This window comes from Serratia sp. 201 (assembly GCF_037027545.1).
Classification (GTDB): Bacteria; Pseudomonadota; Gammaproteobacteria; order Enterobacterales; family Enterobacteriaceae; genus Serratia; species Serratia bockelmannii.
In genome coordinates this window covers 94,618-120,979 of record NZ_JAXCHC010000002.1, presented here as the reverse complement: position 1 = coordinate 120,979, position 26,362 = coordinate 94,618, and the positions used below count along the sequence as shown (strand labels likewise).

At 61.9% G+C, this 26,362-nt stretch carries 25 protein-coding genes; 3 read left to right on the top strand and 22 right to left on the bottom strand.

Annotation, left to right across the window (positions count from 1 at the left end):
• Positions 1-25: 25 nt before the first annotated feature.
• The 10 genes from pepB to trmJ form a co-directional block, all read right to left on the bottom strand.
• Entirely contained in the window at positions 26-1,321 is a 1,296-nt protein-coding gene (gene pepB, locus WA302_RS08835; protein WP_043138092.1) for an aminopeptidase PepB, read from the bottom strand.
• A gap of 83 nt (positions 1,322-1,404) precedes the next feature.
• Positions 1,405-1,605, bottom strand: coding sequence for a Fe-S cluster assembly protein IscX (iscX, locus tag WA302_RS08830; protein WP_006327336.1), 201 nt, complete (start codon positions 1,603-1,605; stop codon positions 1,405-1,407).
• A gap of 32 nt (positions 1,606-1,637) precedes the next feature.
• Complete coding sequence (fdx, locus tag WA302_RS08825; RefSeq protein ID WP_004941417.1) at positions 1,638-1,973, bottom strand: ISC system 2Fe-2S type ferredoxin; 336 nt, start codon at positions 1,971-1,973, stop codon at positions 1,638-1,640.
• A gap of 2 nt (positions 1,974-1,975) precedes the next feature.
• Positions 1,976-3,826, bottom strand: coding sequence for a Fe-S protein assembly chaperone HscA (gene hscA, locus WA302_RS08820; protein ID WP_025303914.1), 1,851 nt, complete (start codon positions 3,824-3,826; stop codon positions 1,976-1,978).
• A gap of 32 nt (positions 3,827-3,858) precedes the next feature.
• Positions 3,859-4,380 carry a co-chaperone HscB gene (hscB, locus tag WA302_RS08815; RefSeq protein ID WP_025303915.1) on the bottom strand — a complete coding sequence of 174 codons (522 nt, stop codon included), beginning with the start codon at positions 4,378-4,380 and terminating at the stop codon, positions 3,859-3,861.
• 62 nt (positions 4,381-4,442) lie between these two features.
• Positions 4,443-4,766, bottom strand: a complete 324-nt coding sequence (gene iscA, locus WA302_RS08810; protein ID WP_004941410.1) for an iron-sulfur cluster assembly protein IscA — start codon at positions 4,764-4,766, stop codon at positions 4,443-4,445.
• Between the two features lie 54 nt (positions 4,767-4,820).
• The gene (iscU, locus tag WA302_RS08805; protein WP_004941408.1) at positions 4,821-5,207 is read right to left on the bottom strand and encodes a Fe-S cluster assembly scaffold IscU; all 387 of its coding nucleotides are present in this window, start codon (positions 5,205-5,207) and stop codon (positions 4,821-4,823) included.
• 24 nt (positions 5,208-5,231) lie between these two features.
• Positions 5,232-6,446, bottom strand: a complete 1,215-nt coding sequence (gene iscS / locus WA302_RS08800) for a cysteine desulfurase (RefSeq protein WP_016929764.1) — start codon at positions 6,444-6,446, stop codon at positions 5,232-5,234.
• A gap of 54 nt (positions 6,447-6,500) precedes the next feature.
• Complete coding sequence (gene iscR, locus WA302_RS08795; RefSeq protein WP_004941404.1) at positions 6,501-6,995, bottom strand: Fe-S cluster assembly transcriptional regulator IscR; 495 nt, start codon at positions 6,993-6,995, stop codon at positions 6,501-6,503.
• A 193-nt stretch (positions 6,996-7,188) separates the two neighbouring features.
• Positions 7,189-7,923 (bottom strand): tRNA (cytosine(32)/uridine(32)-2'-O)-methyltransferase TrmJ, encoded by a 735-nt coding sequence (gene trmJ, locus WA302_RS08790; RefSeq protein WP_025303916.1) that lies wholly within the window; start codon positions 7,921-7,923, stop codon positions 7,189-7,191.
• A gap of 119 nt (positions 7,924-8,042) precedes the next feature.
• Here trmJ and suhB point away from each other — a divergent pair, with 119 nt between their 5' ends.
• Complete coding sequence (gene suhB / locus WA302_RS08785; protein ID WP_025303917.1) at positions 8,043-8,846, top strand: inositol-1-monophosphatase; 804 nt, start codon at positions 8,043-8,045, stop codon at positions 8,844-8,846.
• A gap of 56 nt (positions 8,847-8,902) precedes the next feature.
• On the opposite strand, the gene WA302_RS08780 is transcribed toward suhB, so the two are convergent.
• Both WA302_RS08780 and WA302_RS08775 read right to left on the bottom strand, forming a co-directional pair.
• On the bottom strand, positions 8,903-9,925 hold the full coding sequence (locus tag WA302_RS08780) for a nickel/cobalt transporter (protein ID WP_164063824.1): 1,023 nt from the start codon (positions 9,923-9,925) through the stop codon (positions 8,903-8,905).
• Complete coding sequence (locus WA302_RS08775; protein ID WP_025303919.1) at positions 9,916-10,551, bottom strand: DUF1007 family protein; 636 nt, start codon at positions 10,549-10,551, stop codon at positions 9,916-9,918. The genes WA302_RS08780 and WA302_RS08775 overlap by 10 nt, the downstream gene beginning before the upstream one ends.
• Before the next feature lie 182 nt (positions 10,552-10,733).
• Between WA302_RS08775 and csiE the strand changes: the two genes are divergently transcribed.
• Positions 10,734-11,999: a stationary phase inducible protein CsiE gene (gene csiE / locus WA302_RS08770; RefSeq protein ID WP_336063596.1), complete on the top strand. Its 1,266-nt coding sequence runs from the start codon at positions 10,734-10,736 to the stop codon at positions 11,997-11,999.
• Here the strand turns inward: csiE and WA302_RS08765 are convergent, their stop codons facing one another.
• Positions 12,000-13,145 (bottom strand): 3-phenylpropionate MFS transporter, encoded by a 1,146-nt coding sequence (locus WA302_RS08765; protein ID WP_025303921.1) that lies wholly within the window; start codon positions 13,143-13,145, stop codon positions 12,000-12,002.
• Between the two features lie 156 nt (positions 13,146-13,301).
• Complete coding sequence (gene glyA, locus WA302_RS08760; RefSeq protein ID WP_025303922.1) at positions 13,302-14,555, bottom strand: serine hydroxymethyltransferase; 1,254 nt, start codon at positions 14,553-14,555, stop codon at positions 13,302-13,304.
• A gap of 357 nt (positions 14,556-14,912) precedes the next feature.
• Here glyA and hmpA point away from each other — a divergent pair, with 357 nt between their 5' ends.
• On the top strand, positions 14,913-16,103 hold the full coding sequence (hmpA, locus tag WA302_RS08755; RefSeq protein ID WP_149570376.1) for an NO-inducible flavohemoprotein: 1,191 nt from the start codon (positions 14,913-14,915) through the stop codon (positions 16,101-16,103).
• A gap of 37 nt (positions 16,104-16,140) precedes the next feature.
• Here hmpA and WA302_RS08750 read toward each other — a convergent pair whose 3' ends face one another.
• The 8 genes from WA302_RS08750 to WA302_RS08715 form a co-directional block, all read right to left on the bottom strand.
• Positions 16,141-17,325, bottom strand: a complete 1,185-nt coding sequence (locus tag WA302_RS08750) for a c-type cytochrome (RefSeq protein ID WP_049209555.1) — start codon at positions 17,323-17,325, stop codon at positions 16,141-16,143.
• On the bottom strand, positions 17,322-19,232 hold the full coding sequence (locus tag WA302_RS08745; RefSeq protein ID WP_336063592.1) for an NAD(P)-binding protein: 1,911 nt from the start codon (positions 19,230-19,232) through the stop codon (positions 17,322-17,324). The genes WA302_RS08750 and WA302_RS08745 overlap by 4 nt, the downstream gene beginning before the upstream one ends.
• 85 nt (positions 19,233-19,317) lie before the next feature.
• Positions 19,318-20,742, bottom strand: a complete 1,425-nt coding sequence (gene patD / locus WA302_RS08740; protein ID WP_015378788.1) for an aminobutyraldehyde dehydrogenase — start codon at positions 20,740-20,742, stop codon at positions 19,318-19,320.
• 35 nt (positions 20,743-20,777) lie between these two features.
• Entirely contained in the window at positions 20,778-21,584 is an 807-nt protein-coding gene (locus WA302_RS08735) for an ABC transporter permease (protein WP_004941378.1), read from the bottom strand.
• Positions 21,574-22,518: an ABC transporter permease gene (locus tag WA302_RS08730; RefSeq protein WP_033644105.1), complete on the bottom strand. Its 945-nt coding sequence runs from the start codon at positions 22,516-22,518 to the stop codon at positions 21,574-21,576. Before WA302_RS08730 ends, WA302_RS08735 begins: the two co-directional genes overlap by 11 nt.
• A 1-nt stretch (position 22,519) precedes the next feature.
• The gene (locus WA302_RS08725; protein ID WP_049209559.1) at positions 22,520-23,548 is read right to left on the bottom strand and encodes an ABC transporter ATP-binding protein; all 1,029 of its coding nucleotides are present in this window, start codon (positions 23,546-23,548) and stop codon (positions 22,520-22,522) included.
• Positions 23,549-23,601: 53 nt separating this feature from the next.
• Positions 23,602-24,756 carry a putative ABC transporter substrate-binding protein YdcS gene (ydcS, locus tag WA302_RS08720; RefSeq protein ID WP_336063586.1) on the bottom strand — a complete coding sequence of 385 codons (1,155 nt, stop codon included), beginning with the start codon at positions 24,754-24,756 and terminating at the stop codon, positions 23,602-23,604.
• 73 nt (positions 24,757-24,829) lie between these two features.
• Positions 24,830-26,293 (bottom strand): gamma-aminobutyraldehyde dehydrogenase, encoded by a 1,464-nt coding sequence (locus WA302_RS08715; RefSeq protein ID WP_089196177.1) that lies wholly within the window; start codon positions 26,291-26,293, stop codon positions 24,830-24,832.
• Between the last annotated feature and the right edge of the window lie 69 nt (positions 26,294-26,362).

Here is a 26,362-nt window from a genome sequence, read left to right as displayed (position 1 = left end):
AGCGCCCGATGCGGCGGGCGTTCAATTATTTGGCTTTGCTCAGCAGCAGGTTGGCCAGGGTACGCACGCCCAAACCGGTCGCGCCGGCCGACCACTGATCCACCGCGCCTTTGCGGTAGGTGGCGGAGCAGTCGATGTGCAGCCAGCCCTGTTGGTAATTCTTGACGAAGTGCGACAGGAAGGCCGCCGCGGTGCTGGCGCCGGCGGTGTAGGCCGGGCCGGCTACGTTGTTCAGCTCGGCGAAGTTGGACGGCAGCTGGCTACGGTGGAACTCGGCCAGGGGCAGACGCCAGAACGGCTCTTGCTCGGCGGCGGCGCTACTCAACAGTTCCTGCGCCAGCGCATCGTCGAAGCTGAACAGGGCGTGGTAGTCGTTGCCCACTGCGGTTTTGGCCGCGCCGGTCAGGGTGGCGCAGTCGATAATCAGCTGCGGATCCTGCTCAGAAGCGTCGATCAGGCCGTCGGCCAGCACCAGGCGCCCTTCCGCATCGGTGTTCATCACCTCAACGGTTTTGCCGTTGCGGTAGCGAATGATATCACCCAGTTTGAAGGCGTTGCCGCTGACCATGTTGTCGGCGCAGCACAGGTACAGCTTCACGCGCTGCTTCAGGCCGCGCGCCGCCGCCAGCGCCAGGGCGCCGGTGATGGTGGCCGCACCGCCCATGTCAGCCTTCATCGAATCCATAAAGGCGCTCTGTTTCAGGCTATAACCGCCGGTATCGAAGGTGATGCCCTTGCCGACCAGGCAAGCGAACACCGGCGCGTCCGGGTTACCGGTCGGGTTGAAGTCCAGCGCCAGCAGCACCGGCGGGCGTTCGGAACCGCGGCCGACGGTGTGGATGCCAGCATAGTTCTGCTCGCGCAGATCTTCGCCCTTGGTGATACGGTAGCTGACGGCATCGCAGCCGACGTCGCACATCAAATCGACAGCGCGGGTCGCCAGTTGCTCCGGCCCCAGCTCTTCCGCCGGCATGTTGATGGTGTCACGCACCCAGTCGACGATCTTCAGGCGCTTATCCAGCTCCTGACGCGCGGCTTCCGGCAGTTCAGCCCATTCGACGTTGCGCTGCCCTTTCGGCCCGCGATAGCCTTGCCAGAACGCCCAGCTGTTTTCCAAATCCCAACCGTCGCCGGCCAGCTTGACGTTTTTGATGCCCTGGCCATCAATTTTGCGGCCCGCGCGCTGGATCGCGCCCAGCTTGTCGGCGCCGGTCAGGTGAATGGTCATCCCTTCGCCGTTGGTGCTGAGCAGCGCTTTTTCGCCCCAGCGGGCGTCGGCAGGTTGTTGCGACAGCGTAACCTGCATGAATTCTGTTGTCATAGCCTTCTTACTCCGGATTATTCTTTTATTAATCTTGTCGGATACAAAATAAACGGGCCGCCCATGGCAGCCCGTTACGCTATTTACTCCGCTTCATCTAACCAGACCAGCAGGATCGCTTCCAGTATTTTTTCGTTGGAAGCCTGCGGATCGTCGTCGAACTCTTCGAGATCGCAGATCCACTGATGCATGTCGGTAAAACGCACGGTTTTCGGATCGGTGTCCGGGTATTGGTCGTACAGGGCTTCGCCGATTTCACGGCTGTCGGTCCACTTCAGTCCCATTATGATCTCCGGGTTGACGCTGCGGCTAACAATTAATGCTCACGCGCGTGGTTGACGGTGTAGCGCGGCATTTCGACCACCAGATCTTCGTCGGCGACCAGCGCCTGGCAGCTCAGACGGCTTTCCGGCTCCAGCCCCCAGGCTTTGTCCAGCATGTCGTCTTCCAGCTCGCTGCTCTCTTCCAGCGAATCGAAGCCTTCACGCACGATGCAGTGGCAGGTGGTGCAGGCGCAGGATTTCTCGCAGGCGTGCTCGATTTCAATGCCGTTGCGCAGCGCAACGTTGAGGATCGACTCCCCTTTTTCGGCTTCCAGAACCGCCCCTTCCGGGCAAAGGTCTTGATGGGGCAGGAAAACAATTTTAGGCATGGTTAAACCTCATCCACAGAATGGCCAGCCAGCGCGCGGCGAATGGAAGCGTCCATGCGGCGCGCGGCAAAATCTTGCGTTTGTGCATCTAATGTTTTGATGGCGTCTTCGATAGCGGCGGGATCTTCACCCTGCGCCGCCTGCTGCAACGCCTGGGTCGCGGCGGCGATCGCCTGGCTTTCCGCCTCGCTCAGCAGCGCGGCGTCGGTGGCCAGCGCACCCTGCAGGCTTTCCAGCACCCGCGCGGCTTCCACGCGTTGCTCCGCCAGCTTGCGCGCGCCCACGTCGCTTTGCGCGTTGGCCATCGAATCCTTGATCATGCCGGCGATTTCGCTGTCCGACAGACCGTATGACGGCTTGACCTGGATCGAGGCTTCCACGCCGGTGGATTTCTCCATCGCGGTGACGCTCAGCAGACCATCGGCATCCACCTGGAAGGTGACGCGAATGTGCGCGCCCCCGGCAGGCAATGGCGGCAGGCCGCGCAGCGTGAAGCGCGCCAGCGAACGGCAATCCTGCACCAGCTCGCGCTCGCCCTGCAGCACGTGGATCATCATCGCGCTCTGGCCATCTTTAAAGGTGGTGAACTCCTGCGCGCGCGCCACCGGAATGGTGGTGTTGCGCGGGATCACTTTCTCCACCAGACCGCCCATGGTTTCCAGGCCCAGCGACAGCGGGATCACGTCCAGCAGCAGCATGTCGCTGTCCGGCTTGTTGCCCACCAGGATGTCGGCCTGGATCGCGGCGCCGATGGCGACCACTTTATCCGGATCGATCGACGTCAGCGGCGTGCGGCCGAAGAAGGCCCCCACCTGCTCACGCACCAGCGGCACGCGGGTGGAACCGCCGACCATCACCGCTTCCAGCACCTCGTCGGCGGCGACGCCGGCATCTTTCAGCGCGCGGCGGCAGGCCATCAACGTACGTTTCACCAGCGGTGCGATCAGCGCTTCGAACTGGGCGCGGGTCACCTCGCCCTGCCAGCCGGCTACCTCAACGCACACGCTGTCGGCATCGCTCAACGCGATTTTGGCGGCGATGGCGGCGTCCAGCAGTTGGCGCTGCACACCGTGATCGCTGCGATCGGCCACGCCGGCCTGCTCGCGCAGCCAGTCGGCCAGCAGGTGATCGAAATCGTCGCCGCCCAGCGCGGAATCGCCGCCGGTGGCCAGCACTTCGAACACGCCGCGGCTGAGGCGCAGAATGGAGATATCAAAGGTGCCACCGCCCAGATCGTAAACCGCGATCACCCCTTCCTGGCCGGAATCCAGCCCGTAGGCGATCGCCGCCGCGGTCGGTTCATTCAGCAGGCGCAGGACGTGCAGGCCGGCCAGACGCGCCGCGTCTTTGGTGCCCTGGCGCTGCGCGTCGTCGAAGTAAGCGGGAACGGTAATCACCACGCCATCCAGCTCGCCTTCCAGCGCCGCTTGCGCGCGCGCGGACAGAGCCCGCAGGATATCGGCGGAGACGCCAACCGGGTTAACCGGGCCGGCGGCGGTGACGATCAGCGGCAGGCCGTTGTCGCTGGCCTGAAATTGATACGGCAGGTTCGGGTAACGTTGCTGCACGTCCGCCAACGAACGACCCATCATGCGTTTGATGGAGCTGACGGTATTGGCCGGATCCTGCGCCGCCTGTTGGCGCGCATCCCAGCCGACGCGCTGCGCGTCCGCCTGATAATGCACCACCGAAGGCAGCAAATGGCGTCCCTGATCGTCGGCCAGCGTTTCCGCTTGCCCGCTGCGCACCGTGGCGACCAGCGAGTTGGTGGTGCCTAAGTCGATGCCGGCGGCCAGGCGTCGCTGGTGCGGCGCGGCGCTGAGGCCAGGCTCACTAATTTGTAATAAGGCCATGTTGAAGCTTCCACAATCAGAATCAGAAGGTGTTACTCAAAACCCAGCAGTTTTTCTTCGAGTTGTTCAACCTGTTGCTGGAGTTTGTCCAAAAAGCGCAGCTTGCGCACGGTGTCGGCGGCATCCGCCCACTGTTCACTGTCCAACTGCTGCAGCATCAGCGCGCTGCGCTGCTTGATGGAGGAGGCCAGCCGCGCGCCGAAATCGGCCAGCAGGCTTTCCGCCTCCGGCTTGCGCTCAATGGCGTCGAGCTCTTCACGCAGCTCCAGCTGTTCCATCAGAAAGGCGGTGTCGCGCATCGTATGCTGTTCGTTGCCCAGATCGAAGCCGTGCAAAGATAGCATATACTCCGCGCGTTTTAACGGGTGCTTCAGCGACTGGTAGGCTTCGTTGATGGTCGCCGCCTGCTGCAACGCCATCAGGCGTTCGCGCTCCGGCTGGTTGGCGAAACGATCGGGGTGGAATTGGCGCTGCAGATCCTGGAAGCGGGACGCAAGCAGGCTGCCGTCCACGGTGTAGCGAACGGGCAGCCCGAATAAAGTAAAGTAATCCATAGCGTGCTCTGGGCGTTAGCGGATGAAGTTCCCCCGCCGAAACGGGGGAGCACGATGGACTGTCAGACGTTGAAACTCTCGCCGCAGCCGCACTCGCTTGAGACGTTCGGGTTGTTGAACTTGAAGCCTTCGTTCAGGCCTTCCTTAACGAAATCAAGCTCGGTGCCGTCAAGGTAGACCAGGCTCTTGCCGTCGATGATCACCTTGATGCCTTTGTCTTCAAACACGATGTCGTCATCGTTGGCTTCGTCAACAAATTCCAGCACATAGGCCATCCCGGAGCAGCCGGAAGTTCGCACTCCCAGACGCAGGCCGAGACCCTTGCCGCGGTTCGTCAAAAACGCCTGAACACGCTGCGCAGCGCTGTCGCTCATGGTAATAGACATCACAACCTCACACTTCACATCAAAGCCCGGCGCGGCCGGGCCGATTCAGACAAATTACTTGGCGCTATGCTTGCTCTTATAGTCGGCAATCGCTGCTTTGATGGCGTCTTCAGCCAGGATCGAGCAGTGAATTTTGACCGGCGGCAATTCCAGCTCTTCGGCGATCTGGGTGTTTTTGATCGCTTCAGCCTGATCCAGCGACTTGCCTTTCATCCATTCGGTCACCAGCGAGCTGGAGGCGATGGCGGAACCGCAGCCGTAAGTTTTAAAGCGCGCGTCTTCGATGATGCCTTCATCGTTAACCTTGATTTGCAGCTTCATCACGTCGCCGCAAGCCGGTGCCCCTACCATGCCGCTGCCGACGGTAGGATCTTCGTTGTCGAAAGAACCCACGTTACGCGGGTTTTCATAATGATCGATTACTTTTTCGCTGTAAGCCATGACCTTGCTCCTGAAACCTGAGAATTAATGATGCGCCCATTCGATGCTGTTGATGTCCACGCCCTGCTTGAACATCTCCCACAGTGGGGACAGATCGCGCAGACGGCCGATGGATTTACGCACCAGTTGAATGGTGTAGTCGATCTCTTCTTCCGTGGTGAAACGCCCCAGGGAGAAACGGATCGAGCTGTGCGCCAATTCATCACTCATGCCCAGCGCGCGCAGCACGTAGGACGGCTCGAGGCTGGCGGAGGTACAGGCTGAACCGGAAGAAACGGCCAGGTCTTTCAGCGCCATGATCAGCGACTCGCCTTCAACGTAGTTGAAGCTGACGTTCAGGATGTTCGGTGCGCCGTGCTCCAGATCGCCGTTCAGATACACTTCTTCCATATCTTTCACGCCGTTCCACAGACGATCGCGCAGGGTGCGCAGACGCGCCATCTCTTCGGTCATCTCTTCTTTGGCGATGCGGTAAGCTTCGCCCATGCCGACGATCTGGTGGACAGGCAGGGTACCGGAACGCATGCCGCGCTCGTGACCGCCGCCGTGTACCTGCGCTTCGATGCGGATGCGCGGTTTGCGACGCACGTACAGCGCGCCGATGCCTTTCGGGCCATAGATTTTGTGGCCGGAGAACGACATCAGGTCGACTTTCAGCTTGCTCAGATCGATAGGCAGTTTGCCCACGCTCTGGGTGGCGTCAACGTGGTAGATGATACCGCGCGCACGGCACATTTCACCGATCGCTTCGATGTCCTGCACCACGCCGATTTCGTTGTTGACGTGCATGATGGAGACCAGGATGGTGTCATCGCGCAGCGCCGCTTCGAGATCCTGCAGGCTGATGATACCGTTGCTCTGTGGCGCCAGGTAGGTGACTTCAAACCCTTCGCGCTCCAGCTGACGGCAGGTGTCCAGCACGGCTTTGTGTTCGGTTTTGCTGGTGATGATGTGCTTGCCTTTTTTCTGGTAGAAATTGGCAGCGCCTTTAATCGCCAGGTTGTCGGATTCGGTCGCCCCGGAGGTGAAGACGATTTCGCGTGGGTCGGCGCCCACCAGTTCGGCGATTTGGTTACGGGCGATGTCTACCGCCTCTTCCGCCTGCCAACCGAAACGGTGGGAACGGGAAGCCGGGTTGCCGAAAGTGCCGTCCAGGGTCAAAAACTGCATCATCTTCTCAGCAACGCGCGGGTCAACCGGCGTCGTTGCTGAGTAATCCAGATAAATCGGTAATTTCATTGCTCTTGTGCTCCGTACATCACTTCCAAAAACTAAAATAATTTCGCCAGCTGCTTATGCGCGCAGATTAACGTTGATAGTTTCTTGCGGACGACCGTTGGCCGTGCGGCGCGTATCGTTGTTTTGACGATCCGCCACCACCAGCACCTCCTGGTTATTGACCAGTTCTGCCAGCGTAATGTTGTTCAGGAACCCGCTGATGCGCTCGCTCAGATCGCGCCACAGGGCGTGGGTCAAGCAGCGATCGCCGCCCTGACAGCCTTCTTTGCCCTGGCAACGGGTTGCATCTACCGATTCATCGACGGCAGTGATGACAGCGCCAACGGCGATCTCACCCGCGTCTTTACCCAGCAGATAACCACCGCCCGGACCGCGCACGCTGGCCACCAGGCCATTCTTGCGCAGACGGGAGAATAATTGTTCCAGATAAGAGAGCGAAATACCCTGGCGTTCGGAAATGTCCGCCAGTGGCACCGGCCCTTCCTGGGAATGCAGCGCTACGTCAAGCATAGCGGTTACGGCATAACGGCCTTTGGATGTCAGTCTCATAGCTCAATGGTTACCTGTTGGTCAAATATGGCCGAAAGTCTGACATTCCTGAGTAAAACAGTCAACTATTTAACCTAGTAATTAACTCAAGTATTAGCACGTTTTGAACTTAGCAAGAACAAAGGTATATAAAATACATGTTATAACCTTTGGATAACTAATACTATTGTCGCCCACCGTTATGCCACATCAATTAATTACCTTGATGTTTATCCTGTTTCTCGATCGAGGTTAGCATGCCGCGCAGGATATTCAGCTCCTGCCCTTCCGGGCGCGCGCGGGTGAACAGCCGGCGCAGGCGGCTCATCACCTGGCCCGGATGGGACGGGCGAATAAAGCCGGTGCGCTGCAGCGTCTGCTCCAGGTGCTGATAGAAACGCTCGAGGTCATCCACCAGCGGATACGGCGTCTCTTCCAGCTGCGGCGCGCCCGCCTGTTGGCGATCGAGGTAAGCCACGCGCACTTCATACGCCAGGATCTGCACCGCCATCGCCAGGTTCAGCGAGCTGTAGTCCGGGTTGGCCGGAATGGCGACGTGGTAGTGGCACTTCTGCAATTCATCGTTGGTCAGCCCGACGCGTTCGCGGCCGAACACCAGCGCCACCGGCGCGTGCTCGCCCTCGTGCACCGCGCGCACGCCGCATTCACGCGGCTCCAGCATCGGCCACGGCAAGGTGCGAGAACGTGCGCTGGTGCCCACCACCAAGCTACAGCCGGCGATGGCGTCATCGAGGGTATCGACGATGGTGGCGTTGCCGATCACGTCGCTGGCGCCGGCAGCCAGGGCGATGGCCTGAGAATCGGGTTTGATCAGCGGATTAACCAGATAAAGGTTGGTTAACCCCATGGTTTTCATGGCTCTGGCGGTCGAGCCCATGTTGCCGGTATGTGAAGTCTCTACCAGAACAATGCGGATATTGTGCAGCATACAAACTCTGAGCGTGGCGGAAAATCGCAGCATCTTAACACAGCCGTAGGCAATTTGCCGAACAGCTGCTATACTTCGCGCCGTTTCCTGTTCTTTAACATCCTAGTTGGAAGATACCCATGCATCCGATGCTGACTATCGCCGTGCGCGCTGCGCGCAAGGCCGGTAACCTGATTGCCAAAAACTACGAAACCCCGGACGCTGTAGAAGCGAGCCAGAAAGGGACCAATGACTTCGTCACCAACGTCGATCGCGATGCAGAGCATCTGATCATCGACGTCATCCGCAAGTCTTATCCGCAACACAGTATCGTGAGCGAAGAACGCGGTGAGCTGATCGGCGAAGATCGCGATGTGCAATGGGTGATCGATCCACTGGATGGCACTGCAAACTTCATCAAACGTTTCCCTCATTTCTCCGTTTCCATCGCCGTACGCATCAAAGGCCGTACTGAAGTGGCCGTGGTTTACGATCCGATGCGCAACGAACTGTTCACCGCCACGCGCGGTCAGGGCGCACAGCTCAACGGCTACCGCCTGCGCGGTACCAACGCCAAAGATCTGGATGGCACCATCCTGGCGACCGGCTTCCCGTTCAAAGTCAAACAGCACGCAACGCCTTACATCAACATCGTCGGCAAGCTGTTCACCCAGTGCGCAGACTTCCGTCGCACCGGTTCCGCCGCGCTGGATCTGGCCTATGTGGCCGCCGGCCGCGTAGACGGTTTCTTCGAGATCGGCCTGAAGCCGTGGGACTTCGCCGCGGGCGAGCTGCTGGTGCGTGAAGCCGGCGGCCTGGTGACCGACTTCGTCGGCGGCCACAACCACTTCAGCTCAGGTAACCTGGTCGCAGGTAACCCACGCGTGGTGAAAGCCATGCTGGCCACCATGCGTGAAGAACTGAGCGAAGCGCTGAAGCGTTAATCGCCAGAAGCGAATCGAAAAAAAGCGCTGCCGATGCAGCGCTTTTTTTATGCCCGTTAGCGGGAGAAGGGGCGGATGCCGCCGCCGAATTCCGGCTGCGCGCTGACATACAGCAACAGCCCGGCGGCCAACAGGATCAGACCGCCTGCCAGCGCCAGCGAACCCCAGGCCACCGCGCTCCAGGCGGCGGGCGCGCGCGAACGGCTGAGGCGCACCGCCAGCCGGCGGCTGTAATGCACCAGCAGCGCCAGCATGGAGATGGTCAACGAGGTGCCGAACGCCATCGCCAGCGCGGAGATCACGCCCCAGCCGAACACGCCGATCACCTTGGAGAACAGCAGCACTAAAATCGCCCCCGAACAGGGACGCATGCCCATCGCCAGCACGATGGCGGCCTGAGTGCGCCAGTCGCTTCCCGCCTGCAGCTCGCTGTCGCTCGGCAGATGCCGGTGGCCGCAGCCGCAATTGGCGCTGTGCACATGATCCGCCGCCAGCGGCGTCAGGCTGTTGATACGCAGCGCCTGCGCCGGTCGCATCGCCTTGATCGCCGCAAACAGGCGTTTCAGCGCGCGCCAACTCAGCAGCACGCCAAGCAGCATCACCAGGATAAAACTGCCCTTCTCCAGCCAGAAACTGCTTTGATGCAGCTGGCGCGAAGAGAGCTGTAACACCACCAGCATCAGCGTGACCAGCGCGATCGCCACCCCGCCCTGCACCAGCGAAGCCGCGAAGGTCAGCTTCAGGCTGCTTTTCAGCCGCGCCGGATGGGTGGCCAGGTAGGTGGCGATCACCACTTTGCCGTGGCCGGGGCCGAGCGCATGCAAGACGCCATAGCCGAGGCTGAACAGCATCAGCGCCAGCCCGGCCTGCTGCGGCGCGGCCTTCACCTGCTGCAACAGCCCCGCCATCTGCTGGTGCAGCGCTTTTTGCCACACCACGCTCTGCATCAGCAGCTGCGGCCAATAGTGCCACGCCAGCAGTGCGGCGGCAGCCAGCACCAGTGTGAACGGCAGCAGCGGCCACAGGCCGAAGGCCCAGTGACGCCGGCTCGTCGTCGGTTGCGAGAGATTTAACGACATTGTAGCGTCACCCGCTGGGCGAACTGTTGCCCCAGCGCCAGGTCTTCGCCGGGCGAGTCGTTCTTGTCGAGCGACAGCGCATAGGCCTGCAGCGACGCATTCGGCTGCGGCGTCATCAGCTTGTAGCTGCACAGCGGCGCCATCTCCGGCGGCAGATGCAGTGCATTTTGGTCTTTATAGGTCATATCCACGAAATAAGTCGGATCGTAAGTAGAAAGTTCGAACGGCTTGCCCGCCAGCGGCTGCGGTTCGGCCAACGGCAGCACGAACTCCAGCACCGCCTGATTGCCCTGGCGCGACAGGTGATATTCGCTGGGCAAGTTCAGATATTTCACCGGCTTGCCGTCGCGGTAAAGATCGGTGAAATAGTGCTGCCCCAGCACGTTGGCCATCACTTCCGCCGCCAGCTTTTTCCACACTTCCGAATCGCTCTTGGCGTTTTTCGCATCGTAAAGCAGATCCGCCGAGGTGATTTCATCCATCACCCACACCATTTTCAGGCCGACCAGCCGCTGGTCTTTGGCGACGAAGGTGGTATTCATGTCGATAAAGCTGTGCGGATGCGCGATCGCACCGGCGCTGAACACGGCGCCAAAGGCAGCCAAAAGTCGACGTAACTTCATCATTATCCTGCCTTACCCATATTTGTTATAACGTAACATAAATAACTGCCGAACGGCCCGCCTCCGCCGGCGATATTTGTGACGAAAGTTGTAAGCCGAAGTAAAAGCCGCGCGTTAACCCTGCCGGCACAAAGCCTTTTGCTATGCTTAGGCATAATCGCAACCTTTTATGCCGGAAGGTGATAATGAGCCTGGACACCTCTCCCGTGCCCGCGCTCTCCGGACAACAACGGCGCTGCCATCTGCTGCTGATGCTGTACACGCCGGAGCCCGAGTTACAGCTGGAGACCCTAAGCCGAATCAACGGCGTCGCCCCCCCGATAACCCGGCAAGATATAGCCGAGGTGGCCAGTGAAATCCAGCGTTTCCATCACCTGGAGATCGCCGTCGATCCCGACCATGGCTACCACCTGCGGGGCAGCGCGCTCAACCAACGCCTGTGTCTGATCCATTGGCTGCGGCGGGCCCTGCGCTGCAGCCCGCGGTTCGTCGAAGACGATTTCGCCCCGCGCCTGCGGCAAGCGCTGGCGGCAGATGCCGCCCCAGCGTCTGCGCTGGCTCAAGCGATCGACGCCTGCGAGCCACTGCTCAGCCGCCACTTTGACGCGCGCGACCGCCAATTCCTGGAGCATTACCTGCTCTACTGCGCCTGGCAAAATCGCCTGCAGCGCCATCCGCATTTCGACGCCGTTCAACGCGACTGGCTGCGGCAAAAGCCGGAGCAGCAGGCCGCCGCTTGGCTGCATCAGGCCTGCAACCGACTGTTTAACCAGCCGCCGCAGGCAGACGAGCGCGATTTTTTGGCGCTGACCTTCACCATGTTGAAAAATCACAGCTACCACAGCAATGACTCGGCGCAAGAGCAGAGATTGATGGCGGCGATCGACAGCATGGTCGAGCGTTTCCAGCAACTCTCCGGCATGGCCTTCAGCAGCAAGACGGAGCTGGTCAGCCAGCTGTTCGCCCACCTGGCGCCGGCGCTGGAGCGCTGCCGTTTCGCCATCGGCATCGACAATATGCTGCTGGAAGAAGTGGTGCGCAAATACCCGCGGCTAATGCGTACCACGCAGGAAGCGCTGATACCGCTGGAACAGGAATACGGCGTGCATTTTTCCAACGAGGAGGCGGGCCTGGTGGCCATCAGCTTCGGCGCCTGGCTGATGCAGGACAACGCGCTGCAGGAGAAACAGGTGCTGCTGCTGACGCTGGATAACCCGCAGTTGGAAGAGGAAGTGGAATACCAGATCCGCGAGCTCACGCTGCTGCCGCTGAACATCAAGTATCTGCCGTTGAGCGACTATCTGCGCGGCGGAGCGCCGCAGGGCGTCATGCTGGTGATCACCCCTTATGCGGCGGTGCACAGCGATCCGCACCCGCCGTTGATCTATACCGAACTGCCGCTGGAAACCCGGCAGCGCCAGGCCATCCGCGCGCTGCTGGAAGCGCCTTAATCAGCGGCTGACGCTGACCGCCGGCGGCCGGATGAACAAGGCCGGCACCGCGACCGCCGCCATCACCCAGAAAACCCCGCCCTGCCAATGTTCGAACAGGAACCCGGCAATGACCGTCATGACGGCAATACCGCCGCCCATCGCCAGCGCCGAATACACCGCCTGCAGCCGGATCACCTCTTGCCCCTGGCGCGCGGCGATAAAGCGCATCGCCGCCAGATGGCAGACGGTGAAGGTGCCGCAATGCAGGATCTGGATCAGCAGCAGCCAGCCCAACTCAGTGCTGTAGGCCATCAGGCTCCAGCGCAACACGCCGCAGCAGGCGGAGAGCAACAGCAGGTTGCGCGCATTCCAGCGGCGGAACAGCACGTTGCTGCTGGCGAAAATAATCACCTCCGCCACCACGCCCAGCGACCACAGATAGCCGATGGTCGAGGCCGAATAGCCCGCCTCCTGCCAGTAAATGGAGCCGAAGCTATAGTAGCCGGCGTGCGCCCCCTGCAGCAGCGTGACGCACAACAGGAAGCGCCAGACCGGCCCTTCTTTCAGCAGTGCCCACAGCGAACGTTCGGTATCGCTGTGGGTGCGCGCTTCGCCCTGCGGCATGACGCTCGGCTTCAGCAACATGCCCAGCAGCATCGCCAGCACGCTGAAGATCAGGCTGTAGAGAATGGCGTTATGGCCCCACACCGCCACAAGCTGCCCGGTCAGCGCCGAGCCGATGACGAACGCCAGCGAGCCCCACAGCCGCACTCGGCCATAGTCCATGCGGATCTGCTTTTGCCAGGTGGCGGCCAGCGCGTCGGTCAGCGGCACCAGCGGCGAGAAGAACAGGTTGAACCCCGCTATCACCAGCATCAGCCAGCCCCAGCCGTTGCCGAAACAGAAGCCAACCGCGAAAGCCAGTGTCAGCAGCGCCAGCAGGCGCAGGGCGGAGACTAAATGAGAGGGATCTTTAACGCGGGGTGCAATCAGTAAACTGCCGAGGAAGCGGGCCACCAAACCGGCGCCGAGCAATATGCCGATGGTTTCCGGCGCGATGCCTTCGCCTTTCAGCCACACGCCCCAGAACGGTAAGAAGATGCCATAGGAAAAGAAGTAGGTGAAATAGCTGAGCGCGAGCCAACGCGTGGATTGCAGAACCATGATCCCTCCGGAGTGAGGGCAATACTTTGACAGAGCTCACACCGCCCCGCAATCTTCATTCCGCTTCAATGCGTTAGAGTGCCAGACAGCTCACAGTTTACCGCGAGCGGCCACAAAAAAACCCGCCGCAGCGGGTTTTATCAGGCAAAAGCGGGATTATGCGTAAACCGGCAGGCGGGCGCAGATATCCAGCACTTTCTTCTTGGTGCGTTCAATGGTGGCTTCATCGTTGATGTTGTCCAGCACATCACAGATCCAACCGGCCAGTTCGCGCACGTCGGCTTCTTTGAAGCCGCGACGGGTGACGGCCGGGGTGCCGATACGCACGCCGGAGGTGACGAACGGGCTCTTCGGATCGTTCGGCACGCTGTTTTTGTTGACGGTGATGTTGGCGCGGCCCAGGGCGGCGTCCGCTTCTTTACCGGTCAGGTTTTTATCGACCAGATCCAGCAGGAACAGGTGGTTATGGGTGCCGCCGGAGACCACTTTGTAGCCGCGCTGCAGGAACACGTCCACCATCGCCTTGGCGTTGACCGCCACTTGCTGCTGGTAAACCTTGAACTCAGGCTCCATCGCTTCTTTCAGCGCCACCGCCTTGCCGGCGATCACGTGCATCAGCGGGCCGCCCTGGCCGCCAGGGAACACGGCGGAGTTCAGCTTCTTGTACAGCTCTTCGTCGCCGCCCTTGGCCAGGATCAGGCCGCCGCGCGGACCCGCCAGGGTTTTGTGGGTGGTGGTAGTGACGATGTGCGCGTGCGGTACCGGGTTCGGATACACGCCGGCGGCGATCAGGCCAGCCACGTGCGCCATGTCGACGAACAGGTAAGCGCCGATGCTGTCGGCGATTTCGCGCATTTTGGCCCAGTCAACCACGCCGGAGTAAGCGGAGAAGCCGCCGATGATCATTTTCGGCTTGTGGGTTTGCGCCTGTTTGGCCAGATCGTCATAGTCGATTTGGCCTTTGTCGTCGATGCCGTAAGGCACCACGTTATACAGTTTGCCGGACAGGTTAACCGGGGAACCGTGGGTCAGGTGGCCGCCGTGCGCCAGGTTCATGCCCAGAATGGTGTCGCCCGGCTGCAGCAGCGCGGTGTACACGGCGAAGTTAGCCTGGGAGCCGGAGTGCGGCTGCACGTTGGCGTAATCGGCGCCGAACAATTCTTTGGCACGATCGATAGCCAGCTGCTCAACGATATCCACGTATTCGCAGCCGCCGTAGTAACGCTTGCCCGGATAGCCTTCAGCGTATTTGTTGGTCAGCTGGGAACCCTGAGCCTGCATCACGCGCGGGCTGGTGTAGTTCTCAGACGCGATCAGCTCGATGTGCTCTTCCTGACGCACCACTTCCTGCTCCATGGCACGCCACAGTTCCGCATCGTAATCGGCAATGTTCATTTCACGCTTTAACATCCGGCATCTCCTGACTTAAATCAGCTAACTAAAAAATCACCAAATAACTACCCGTTTGGGTTCTGGGCCACAGTGTAAACCGTTTCGCCCCACCGAAGATAGGTCTTGACAGAGGTTTTTACGCAAACGATTGGCATGAGGTGGCGCAAGGCTTTGATCCGCTAAATGCCGCCGTTTATCAACGGACATTTCCTCATGCGAACAATGCGCTTTTTTCATGTTCTGTGAGCGCGATCGACGCCCGAAGAACACCGCAACGAAAACAAGGGTATTTACAAGCGACGCGGAACCCAATAAGATGCATTTAAAATACATCATTACAATTATCGTCAAGATCCTAACCTAAGGAGCGCTTCCATGCTGGATAGCCAAACCATCGCCACCGTGAAATCCACCATTCCCCTGCTGGCTGCGACCGGGCCGAAGCTGACCGCCCACTTTTACGATCGCATGTTCGCGCATAACCCGGAATTGAAAGATATTTTCAACATGAGCAACCAGCGCAACGGCGATCAGCGTCAAGCGCTGTTCGACGCCATCTGCGCCTACGCCGCCAACATCGAGAACCTGGCGGCGCTGCTGCCGGCGGTGGAGCGCATCGCGCAGAAGCACACCAGCTTCAATATCCAGCCGGAGCAGTACCAAATCGTCGGCGGTCACCTGCTGGCGACGCTGGACGAAATGTTCAGCCCGGGCCAGGAAGTCTTGGACGCCTGGGGCAAAGCCTACGGCGTGCTGGCCAACGTATTTATCCAGCGTGAAGAGCAGATTTATCAGCAGAGCGAAACCGACAACGGCGGCTGGCGCGATCTGCGCGCATTCCGCATCCTGAAGAAACAGCCGCAGAGCGACGTGATCTGCAGCTTCGTGCTGGCGCCGGTGGACGGCGGCCGGGTGGCGGACTTCAAACCGGGGCAATACCTGGCGGTCTACATCAAGCACGACAGCCTGGAGCATCAGGAAATTCGCCAGTACTCGCTGACCACCTCGCCAAACGGCGAGTTCTACCGCATCGCGGTGAAGCGCGAAGATCAGGGGAAAGTGTCCAACTACCTGCACCAGCAGGCGCAGGAAGGCGACGTGATCTACATCGCCCCGCCGCACGGCGACTTCTTCCTCGACGTGGCGCCGACCACGCCGGTGGCGCTGATCTCCGCCGGCGTCGGCCAAACCCCGATGCTCGGCATGCTCAACACCCTGCACGACAGCCAACATCAGGCGCAGGTCCACTGGCTGCACGCGGCGGAAAACGGCAGCGTACACGCCTTTGCCGATGAGGTAGCGGATATTGCCGGCCGTATGCCAAATCTGAGCCGCCATGTGTGGTACCGCGAGCCGGGTGCCGATGACGTGGAAGGCCGCGACTACCACAGCCGCGGATTGATGGATTTGAGCGCGCTGCAAGGCAGCCTGGCCGATCCGCAGATGCACTATTACTTCTGCGGCCCGGTGGCCTTCATGCAGTTCGTGGGCAAACAGCTGCTGGAGATGGGGGTAGAGGCCGAACGCATCCACTACGAATGCTTCGGCCCGCATAAGGTGCTGTAATGCTTGCGGAGCGCGGCCGTCAGACCGCGCTCCCTCTTCATTTCGCCTGCAGTTGGCGCGCGTCCTGGACCTGCTGCACCGTCACCGGCGCCGCCTGGTTGCCCCAGCTTCCCCGCAGATAGCTCATCAGGTCCGCCGCCTGCCGATCGTTCAACGCCCAGCCGTAAGCCGGCATGTCGAACGCCATCGCCTGCTGCGTGATCGGCGTATGCGCCCCCTCCAGCACCACCCGCAGCGCGGTCAGCGGATTGTCCGCCGTTACCGTGGCATTGCCTGCCAGCGCCGGAATGGCGAAGTCGGTACCCTCCCCCTTATTGCCGTGGCAGGTCGAGCAGTACATTGCATAGGTCGCCTTGCCACCCGGGTTATCCGCCTGCGTGGCTGGCGCAGCGGCTTTGGCGGCGGTTTCCGGCGCCAGACTGCGCAGGTACACCGCGATGGCGTTCAGATCGCCGTCGCTGAGATACTGCGTACTGTGGGTTACCACCTCGCTCATCGGCCCGGCGACCGCCGCATGGCGGCTGCGCCCGGTTTTCAGCAGCGCCGTCACCTCTTCCGGCGGCAGGCCGCGCAGATTGGAGGCGTACCAGCCGTCCAGCTCGGCGCCGCTCAGGAATACCGGCGCCTTACCGTCCAGGCCCTTCTCCTGCATCGCCCAGCCGCGCGGCGTGTGGCAGCTGCCGCAATGGCCCGCGCCCTGCACCAGATAGGCGCCGCGGTTCCACTCGGCGCTTTGCTGCGGATCTGCCTGATACGGCTGGTCGTCGTGGAACAGCGAGTTCCACACCGCCAGCGGCCAGCGCATCGACAGCGGCCAGCTGATATCGCTGTCGCGGTTGGCGACGTTCTGCGCCGGCACCTCTTTCATCAGATAGTCATACAGCGCGCGCATGTCTTCCGCGCTCATTTTGGCGTACGAGGTGTACGGCATCGCCGGATAAAGCCGGTGACCGTCTTTGGCGATCCCCTGACGCATGGCGCGATCGAACTCTTCGAATGAGTAAGCGCCGATGCCGTGCAGCTTGTCCGGCGTGATGTTGGTGGCGTAGATAGCCCCGAGCGGCGTCGGGAACTTCATGCCGCCCGCCAGTTCAGCGCCACCCGGCGCGGTGTGGCAGGCGGTGCAATCACCGGCTTTGGCGACGTATTCCCCGGCCGACATCGCCTGGGCAGAACCGCCGGCGGCCAGCAGGCTCAACAGGTACAGCGAGCGCAGACTCATGCTCCCTCCTTGGCGGTAACCTTGCCGTAGGCCAGTTCATTCACCGCACGCCACGCCTGATCGATCGCCGAGTTGGCGTACGGGCTCCAGTCGGCATCGGAGTTGGCGATAACGATCTTGCCGATCGGCTGCCGCGCCGTTTCGATGATTTTCTTGGCTTCGTCTTCGTCGTCGAACAGTCCGTTGAGGAAGTAGGAGTAACCGTGCGACCAGCGGTTGACGGTGATCGCCTGAATGTCGCGCTGATGGTCGAAACCGGCCGCGCCCAGCATGCCCTGCAGCTGCTCGCGGATCATCTGCTCGTGCACCTCGAACGGCGTGCCCAGCAGCAGCGCGCGCCCTTTGCGCGACTGCTCGCGCGGGCTGAGGCCGCTGCCCGGCAGCGTCGGCACGTAGACCATGTGCAGGCCGATTGGCCGATCCGGATCGCGCGGGTGCTGGTATCCACCCATGCTCACCGGGTAGTCCAGCTTCACGCGGCTGTACGGTGCGGCCGGCGAATAAATTTCGTGCACGCCCAGCTTGATGAACGGCTGCCAGTTGCGGATCACCACCTTGCTGTACACCAGCGGCGCCTTGACGTTCTGCTTCAGCGCCTCCTGCTGCTCGTGCGACATCTCCGGCACCAGGTACGGGATCATCATGTTGTAGCCGGCCATCACCACCTGCCCGGCGCGCACCTTGGTCATCTTCTCGCCGGTCATATAGGTGACTTCCACCTTGTCGCCAACGTTGGCCGCGTGCAGCCCGGTGCTGTTCAAACGCAGCTTCACCGGCGATTCCGGCCGATCGAGCTGGCTGTAGTCGAATTTGGCCAGCACCACGTCATTCATGTCTTTGCCGGCCGGCGCCACCGCCGGGATCAGTTGGCGCACCATCAGGCGCGTCAGCGTGGCATTGCCGTCCGGGAAGTGGAACACGTAAGGATCGTCGAGATCCGCCTGCGACTCTTCGTCCAGCGGCGGCAGATTCATGCCGCCGAGGCCCGGCAGATCGCAGATGCGCGCATCGCTGCACGACGTGCCGTCGATGCCCACCGCCTGGAAGTCGTTGGTGGTCTGTTGGAAATAACGGATCGCCAGCTCGCTCAGGCCCACTTTTTCACGCAGGAACTGGGTGTAGCTGTGGGTATCGAGCCACTCGACCTTCTGCTCCAGCGTCATCTCCGGCAGATAATCTTTCTCCACCGTATGCAGTGCGATCAGCGCCTGGCGATCGCTTTCCGGCAGCGGGAAATCGCCGATGAACGCTTCATACGAACGGCCGTTGAGGCGATCGCGCGGAATGTCGTCCGCCACTGTGCGGCCCGGATCGCCGCTCACCACCTTGTCGACGCCGAAGTTCTTGCGATCGAAGTAAACCCCGCGGCTCAGGTTAAGATCCGGGTAGAAGGTGGTGTCAAACGCCTGCTCCAGTTGGTCGATATCGACGCCGAGCTTGTGCAGCAGCCCCATCGCCACCGGGCTGAAGTTGGAGCGCGGCGACTGCAGCGATTCGCTGCCGCCGTAGCCGAGCAGCATGCCGTCGTCGGTGTTGAATTCGTTGCGCTTGGCGTGGCCGCCGAAGTCGTCATGGTTGTCGATCAAAAGAATGCGCTGCTGCTCGCCTTTCAGCTGCTGCCAGAAACAGGCGGCCGCCAACCCGCTGATGCCGGCACCGACCACCACCAGATCGAACTCTTCAACGGCGGGTACGCTGCCGAAATCAAAGGTTTTACCGTCGCGCCCCAGTTGATGCGCATGCTCGAACGAGCCCGGATGGTTACCCCGCAGCCCGGTCAGCGCCGGCGGGTAGTACAGGGTTTGATTGGCGGTTTGCGGCGACGCGCGCAAGATTTGCAGCGGCGTCAACCCGGCGGCGATGGTGATCGCCACCCCGTTGAGAAAATCGCGTCTGGTGATACCCATATAGGCTTCCTTTCAATTTTTATTATCATCAGCCGGCCGGAGCCGGCTCGAAGGCCGCGCTATTGTGCGGATAATTACTGTAAAATCAATGTTTGAACATTACATGACGAATGGCCGTGTAATCCTCCAGCCCGTACATCGACATATCCTTGCCGTAACCGGACAGTTTCTGGCCGCCGTGCGGCATTTCGCTCACCAGCATGAAGTGGGTGTTCACCCAAGTGCAGCCATATTGCAGCCGGGCGCTTAAGCGATGCGCGCGGCCCACGTCGCGGGTCCACACGGACGACGCCAGCCCGTAGTTGGATTCATTCGCCCAGGCCAGCACCTGCTCTTCATCGTCAAACGGCGTCACCGTCACCACCGGGCCGAACACTTCGCGCTGCACGATCTCATCTTCCTGGCGCGCGCCGGCCAACAGCGTCGGCTGGAAATAGTAACCCGGCCCTTTCACCTTCTCGCCGCCGGTCACCACCTGCACGTGCGGCAACGCTTTGGCGCGCTCGACAAAACCGGCCACCCGCTCCAGATGCTGGGCGGTAATCAACGGCCCCAGTTCGGTGCTCTCGTCGTCCGGCGCACCAATCTTCAGGCTGGCCACCGCCTCGCCCAGCCGCTTCACCAGCTCGGGATAAATGCTTTTCTGCGCGTAGATGCGGCAGGCGGCGGTGCAATCCTGCCCGGCGTTGTAGAAACCGAAGCCGCGAATGCCGTCCACCACCTGCTGCAGATCGGCATCGTCGAACACCAACACCGGCGCCTTGCCGCCCAGCTCCATATGGGTGCGCTTAATGCCGGCGGCGGTGTGGGCGATGATGTGCTCGCCGGTGGCGATCGAGCCGGTCAGCGACACCATGCGCACCTTGTCATGCCCGGTCAGCCGATCGCCGACGCTGGCGCCGCGCCCGAACAGCACGTTGAGCACGCCCGGCGGGAACAGCCCGGCGGCCAGTTCGGCCAATTTGAAGGTGGTCAGCGGCGTCTGCTCCGAAGGCTTAATCACCACGCAGTTGCCCGCCGCCAGCGCCGGCGCCAGTTTCCAGGCCGCCATCATCAGCGGGTAGTTCCACGGGGCGATCGAAGCCACCACGCCGAGCGGATCGCGGCGGATCATCGAGGTATGCCCGGCCAGATACTCGCCGGCGGCCATGCCGGTCAGGCAGCGGCTGGCCCCGGCGAAGAAGCGAAACACGTCGGCCACCGCCGGCAGTTCGTCATTCAATACGCAGTGATAAGGCTTGCCGCAGTTGAGCGACTCCAGCCTGGCGAAGGTCTCGGCATGCTCGTCGATCAGATCTGCCAGCTTGAGCAGATGCTCGGCGCGCTCCTTCGGCGTGGTTTGCCCCCAGGCGGCGAACGCGGCATCCGCCGCCAGCACCGCGCGATCGACCTGCTCCGGGCTGGCCTCCGCCACCTGCGCGATCACTTCGCCGGTCGCCGGGTTATACACCGGCTGGGTCGCGCCCTGGCCATTCACCAGTTGGCCGTCAATCAACAGTTGGCTTTGCATAGGGTTATCCTTTTATCAGAGGTCGGGTAAGGAAATTATTTGCCGCTGCCGGCGACGCTTTCTCCACCTTTGGTCAGGTAGTAAGCGCCGAGGATCGGCAGCATGGTCAACAGCATCACCGACAGCGCCACCACGTTGGTGATCGGCACGTCGCGCGGGCGGCCGAGCTGGTTCAGCAGCCACAGCGGCAGCGTGCGCTCGTGGCCGGCGGTAAAGGTGGTCACGATGATTTCGTCGAACGACAGCGCAAACGCCAGCATGCCGCCGGCCAGCAGCGCCGAGCCGAGATTCGGCAAGATCACGTAACGGAAGGTTTGCCAGCCGTCGGCGCCGAGATCCATCGACGCTTCGATCAAGCTGTACGAGGTGCGGCGGAACCGGGCGATGACATTGTTGAACACGATCACCACGCAGAACGTCGCATGGCCGACGACGATGGTCAGGATGCCCGGCTCGATGTTCAGCGCCTTGAACGCCGCCAGCAGCGCTAGGCCGGTGACGATCCCCGGCAGCGCGATCGGCAGCAGCAGCAGCAGCGAAATGCTGTCCTTGCCGAAGAAATCGCGCCGATACAGCGCCGCCGCCGCCAGGGTGCCGAGCACCAGCGCGATGGCGGTCGCCAGGCAGGCGATCTGCGCCGACAGCAGTACCGCATCGAGGATGTCCTGCCGCCCGGCGGCGACGTTAAACCAGTGCAGCGTGAAGCCCTTCGGCGGGAAGCTGAAGGCCGCATCCTCGGTGTTGAAGGCATAGATGGCGATGATCGCCAACGGGAAATGCAGGAAGACAAGTCCGCCCCAGGCGGCCAGCTTCAGCCCTAAGGGCGCGCGTTCAGAGTGCATCGAAAGCCCCCAGACGTTTGACGATGGAAAGGTAGATGGCGATCAGGACGATCGGCACCAGCGTAAAGGCCGCGGCCATCGGCATATTGCCGATCGCGCCCTGCTGGGCGTACACCATGCTGCCGATGAAATAGCCCGGCGGCCCCACCAGCTGCGGCACGATAAAGTCGCCCAGCGTCAGCGAGAAGGTGAAGATCGATCCGGCGGCGATACCCGGCACCGCCAGCGGCAAAATAACGTGGCGGAAAGTCTGCGCCGGTCGCGCGCCCAGATCCGCTGAGGCATGCAGCAGCGAGGGCGGCAGGCGCTCCAGCGCCGCCTGGATCGGCAGGATCATGAACGGCAGCCAGATATAGACGAATACCAGAAAACGCCCCAGCCCCGAGGTCGACAGCGTGTTGCCGCCGACGCCGGGCACCGTCAGCAGCGAAGCCAACAGCGGCTCCAGCCCCAGGTGCTGCAGGAACCACTGCGCCACGCCGTCTTTCGCCAGCAGCAGGGTCCAGGCATAGGCTTTAACGATATAGCTGGCCCACATCGGCATCATCACCGCGATATAAAAGAACGCCTTGACGCGGCCGCTGGTGTAGCGCGCCATATAATAGGCGATGGGGAACGCCAGCGCCGCGCTGGCCAGCGACACCAGCACCGCCATGGTCAGCGTGCGCAGGATGATGTCGTAGTTGGCCGGGTTGAACAGCGCCGCGAGGTTGGCGAAGGTCAGATCCGGCGTCACCGCCATGGTGAAATCGTCGAAGGTGTAAAACCCCTGCCACAGCAGCGTCAGCAGCGAACCGAGGTACACCGCGCCGAACCACAGCAGCGGCGGCACCAGCAGCAAAAGCAGATACAGCGTCGGCCGGCGATAAAGCCAGGTCGACAGCGCGCGCACGGTGCCGCCGCGCGCCGAAGGGGAATCGATGCTCATGTCCATCTCACCTCTCCTCCAGCAGCGGCACCATCGCCGCGCGCGGCCAGCAGGCGACGATCGGCTGGCCGATCTGCCGCTGTTGCCCTTCGGCGATCCACTGCGGATTGGCCTGGCTGACCAGCAGCTTTTCGCCGCCGTTCAGCGCGATCTCATAGCGCGTGGCCGCGCCCTGGTAGTGGATTTCCTGCAGCGTGCCCTGCACCTGGATCTCGTCCTGCGCCGCGCCGCCTTGCTCCAGCAGGCGGATATGTTCCGGCCGGATCGAGAAGGTTCGACTTTCGCCGAGCAGGCGCTGCGCCAGCTCGCTACGTACCACGTTGGAGGTGCCGACGAACTCGGCGACGAACGGCGTCTTCGGCCGCATGTAAAGCTCGCGCGGCGTATCCACCTGTTCGATGCGGCCGTTATTGAACACCGCCACCCGATCGGACATCGACAGCGCTTCGCTTTGATCGTGGGTGACGAAGATAAAGGTGATGCCCAGCTGGCGCTGCAGCTTCTTCAGCTCGCCCTGCATCTGCTCGCGCAGCTTGAGATCCAGCGCGCCGAGCGGCTCGTCCAGCAGCAGCACCCGCGGCCGATTGACCAGCGCGCGCGCCAACGCCACGCGCTGACGCTGGCCGCCCGACAGGTGCGCCGGCTTGCGTTCGGCGACGAAACCGAGCGCCACGCTATCCAGCGCCTCTTGCGCCCGCGCCAGCCGCTCGCGTTTGGCGACGCCCTTCACCATCAGGCCGTAGGCGACGTTTTCCAGCACCGACATGTGCGGGAACAGCGCGTAATCCTGAAACACGGTGTTCACGTCGCGCTGGTACGGCGGCAGGTTGGCGGCTTCCTGGCCGTGGATGCGAATCGAGCCGGAAGTGAGCTGTTCAAAGCCGGCGATCAGGCGCAGGCAGGTAGTTTTGCCCGAGCCGGACGGCCCGAGCATGGAGAAGAATTCCCCGTCCTGAATATCGATGGATACCCGATCCACGGCGCGAACATCGCCGAAAGTCCGCGAAACATCGATGAATTGCACGGCAATGGTCATTTTCTGTGCTCCATACGGATGTGATTCGGGCGCAGCGCGCTGCGCCCCGCGGCTTAGCGGCCGCCCATGATGGCGATGTAGTCCTGGGTCCAACGGCTGTACGGCACGAACTTGCCGCCCTGCGCCTGCGGCGTTTTCCAGAAGGCGATTTTGTCGAACTGGTTGAAGCCGTTGGTTTCGCAGCCCTTCTCACCCAGCAGCGCGCTGGCCTTGCAGCCCGCCGGCGAAGCCGGCACCGACCCGAACCAGGCCGCCACGTCGCCCTGCACCTTCGGCTCCAGCGACCAGTTCATCCACTGGTAGGCGCAGCTCGGGTGTTTGGCGTCGCTGTGCAACATGGTGGTATCCGCCCAGCCGGTCACGCCCTCTTTCGGGAACACGGTGGCGATCGGCTGCCCCTCGCCCTTCAGGGCGTTGGCCTGATACGGCCAGGCGCTGGAAGCCACCACGCCTTCGTTTTTAAAGTCGCTCATCTGCACCGAGGTATCGTGCCAGTAGCGGTGGATCAGCGCGTGCTGGCTGCGCAGCAGCTTCAGCGCCGCCTGATACTGCTCTTCGTTGAGCTGATAAGGATCGCTGATGCCGAGCTGCGGCTGGGTGGACTTCAGGAACAGCGCCGCGTCGGCGATGTAGATCGGGCCGTCGTAAGCCTGCACTCGGCCCTGGTTGCTCTTGCCGTCCGGCAGGTTCTGCTGCTGGAAGATCACCGCCCAGCTGTCCGGCGGCGTCGGGAAGGTTTTGGTGTTGTACATCAGCAGGTTTGGCCCCCACTGGTACGGCGTGCCGTAGGTTTTGCCGTCCACGGTATACCAGGCGCCGTTCAGCAGGCGCGGATCGATGTTCTTCCAGTTCGGGATCAGCGCGGTGTTGATCGGTTGCACCCGCTTGCCGAAGATCAGGCGCAGCGAGGCGTCGCCGGAGGCGGTCACCAGATCGTAGCCGCCCTTGGCCATCAGGCTGACCATTTCATCGGAGGTGGCGGCGGTCTTCACGTTCACCGCGCAGCCGGTTTGCTTTTCAAACTGGGTGACCCAGTCGTAGTTTTTGTCGGACTGGCCGCGTTCGATGTAGCCGGGCCAGGCGATGATATCCAGCCGGCCTTCGCCTTTGCCCAGCGACTGCGGCAGATCGGCCGCCTGGGCCAGGCCGCACAGCACGGTGAGACAGAGCGCGGAGACGGTGGTGGTGACTGCGGTAGTTTTTCTCATCGTAATTACCCCTGTGTTGCGTATCTGTGTGCGGCAGGGAACGGCTGCCGCCTGATTTTGCTTTATAGAACCGCTAGAAGCTGGCTTTGAACTTCGCCATTACGTGCCTGACAACGCTGTAATCCTGCAGCGAATCGCTGGACAGATCCTTGCCGTAGCCGGAGCGTTTCAGGCCGCCGTGCGGCATCTCGCTCGCCAAGGTGAAATGGGTGTTGATCCAGGTGCTGCCGTACTGCAGATGGGCGGCAATGTGCAGCGCCCGATCGATATTTTGCGTCCACACCGACGAAGCCAGCCCGTATTCCGAGTCGTTGGCCCACTCGACCGCCTGCTCCAGATGCTCGAAGCGCGTGACGCTGACCACCGGGCCAAACACCTCGCGCTGCACGATTTCGTCGCTTTGCAGGCAGCCCGCCAGCAGGGTCGGCTGGTAGTAGAACCCCGGCCCGGAGTGGGCCGCGGCGCCGGTGATCAATTCGATATGCGGTTGGCTGAGCGCGCGCTCGACGAAGCTGGCGACGCGATCGCGCTGGCGGCTACTTATCAACGGGCCGATCTCGTTGTCCTGATCGCGCTTGCGGGCGAAGCGCAGGCTGGCGACCGCCTCGCCCAGCGCGTCCACCAGTTTGGGATAGATGCCCGCCTGCGCGTAGATGCGGCAGGCGGCGGTGCAGTCCTGGCCGGCGTTGTAATAGCCGTAGGTGCGAATGCCGTTGACCACCTCGTCGAGATCGGCGTCGTCGCAGACGATCACCGGCGCCTTGCCCCCCAGTTCCAGGTGGGTGCGCTTGACGCTTTTGGCCGCCGCCTGAAGAATTTTTTGCCCGGTGACGATATCGCCGGTGACCGACACCAGCCGCACCTGCGGGTGCCCCACCAGCTGGCTGCCGACCCCTTCACCGCCGCCGTAGACGATGTTCAGCACGCCCGGCGGCAGGATCTCCTGCAGCGCCGGCACCAGCGCCAGAATGGTCAGCGGCGTATGTTCGGACGGTTTAAACACCACGGTATTGCCCGCCGCCAGCGCCGGCGCGATTTTCCACGCCGCCATCATCAGCGGATAGTTCCAGGGGGCGATCGAGGCCACCACGCCAATGGGATCGCGGCGGATCATCGAGGTGTGGCCCGGTACATACTCACCGGCCAGCTGCCCTTGCTGCGTGCGCACCGCGCCGGCAAAGAAGCGGAACACGTCGACCGCCGCCGGCAGATCGTCGTTGAGCGCCTGATGCAGCGGCTTGCCGCAGTTGAGGGCCTCCAGCTGCGCCAGCTGCGGCGCCTGCCGCTCGATGGCGTCGGCGATGCGCAGCAACAGCGTGGCGCGCTGGGCCGGCGTGGTGCGCGACCAATGGCCGAACGCCTGCTGCGCGGCTTTTACCGCGCTGCCGACCTGCGCCGAAGAAGCTTCGGTCAGGGCGATCAGCGTCTCGCCGTTGGCCGGATTGACGATGCATTCCTGCTGGCCTTCGCCGTCGATAAGCTGACCGTTAATGAACTGCTGACAGGACAAACCTGAGAGAACCTGCACATCCGCCATCGCCTGACGCCCCCAAGTGACAAAAACGTTAACCAAATGTGAATAAGTTATTTTTAATCAGCCTAAGCG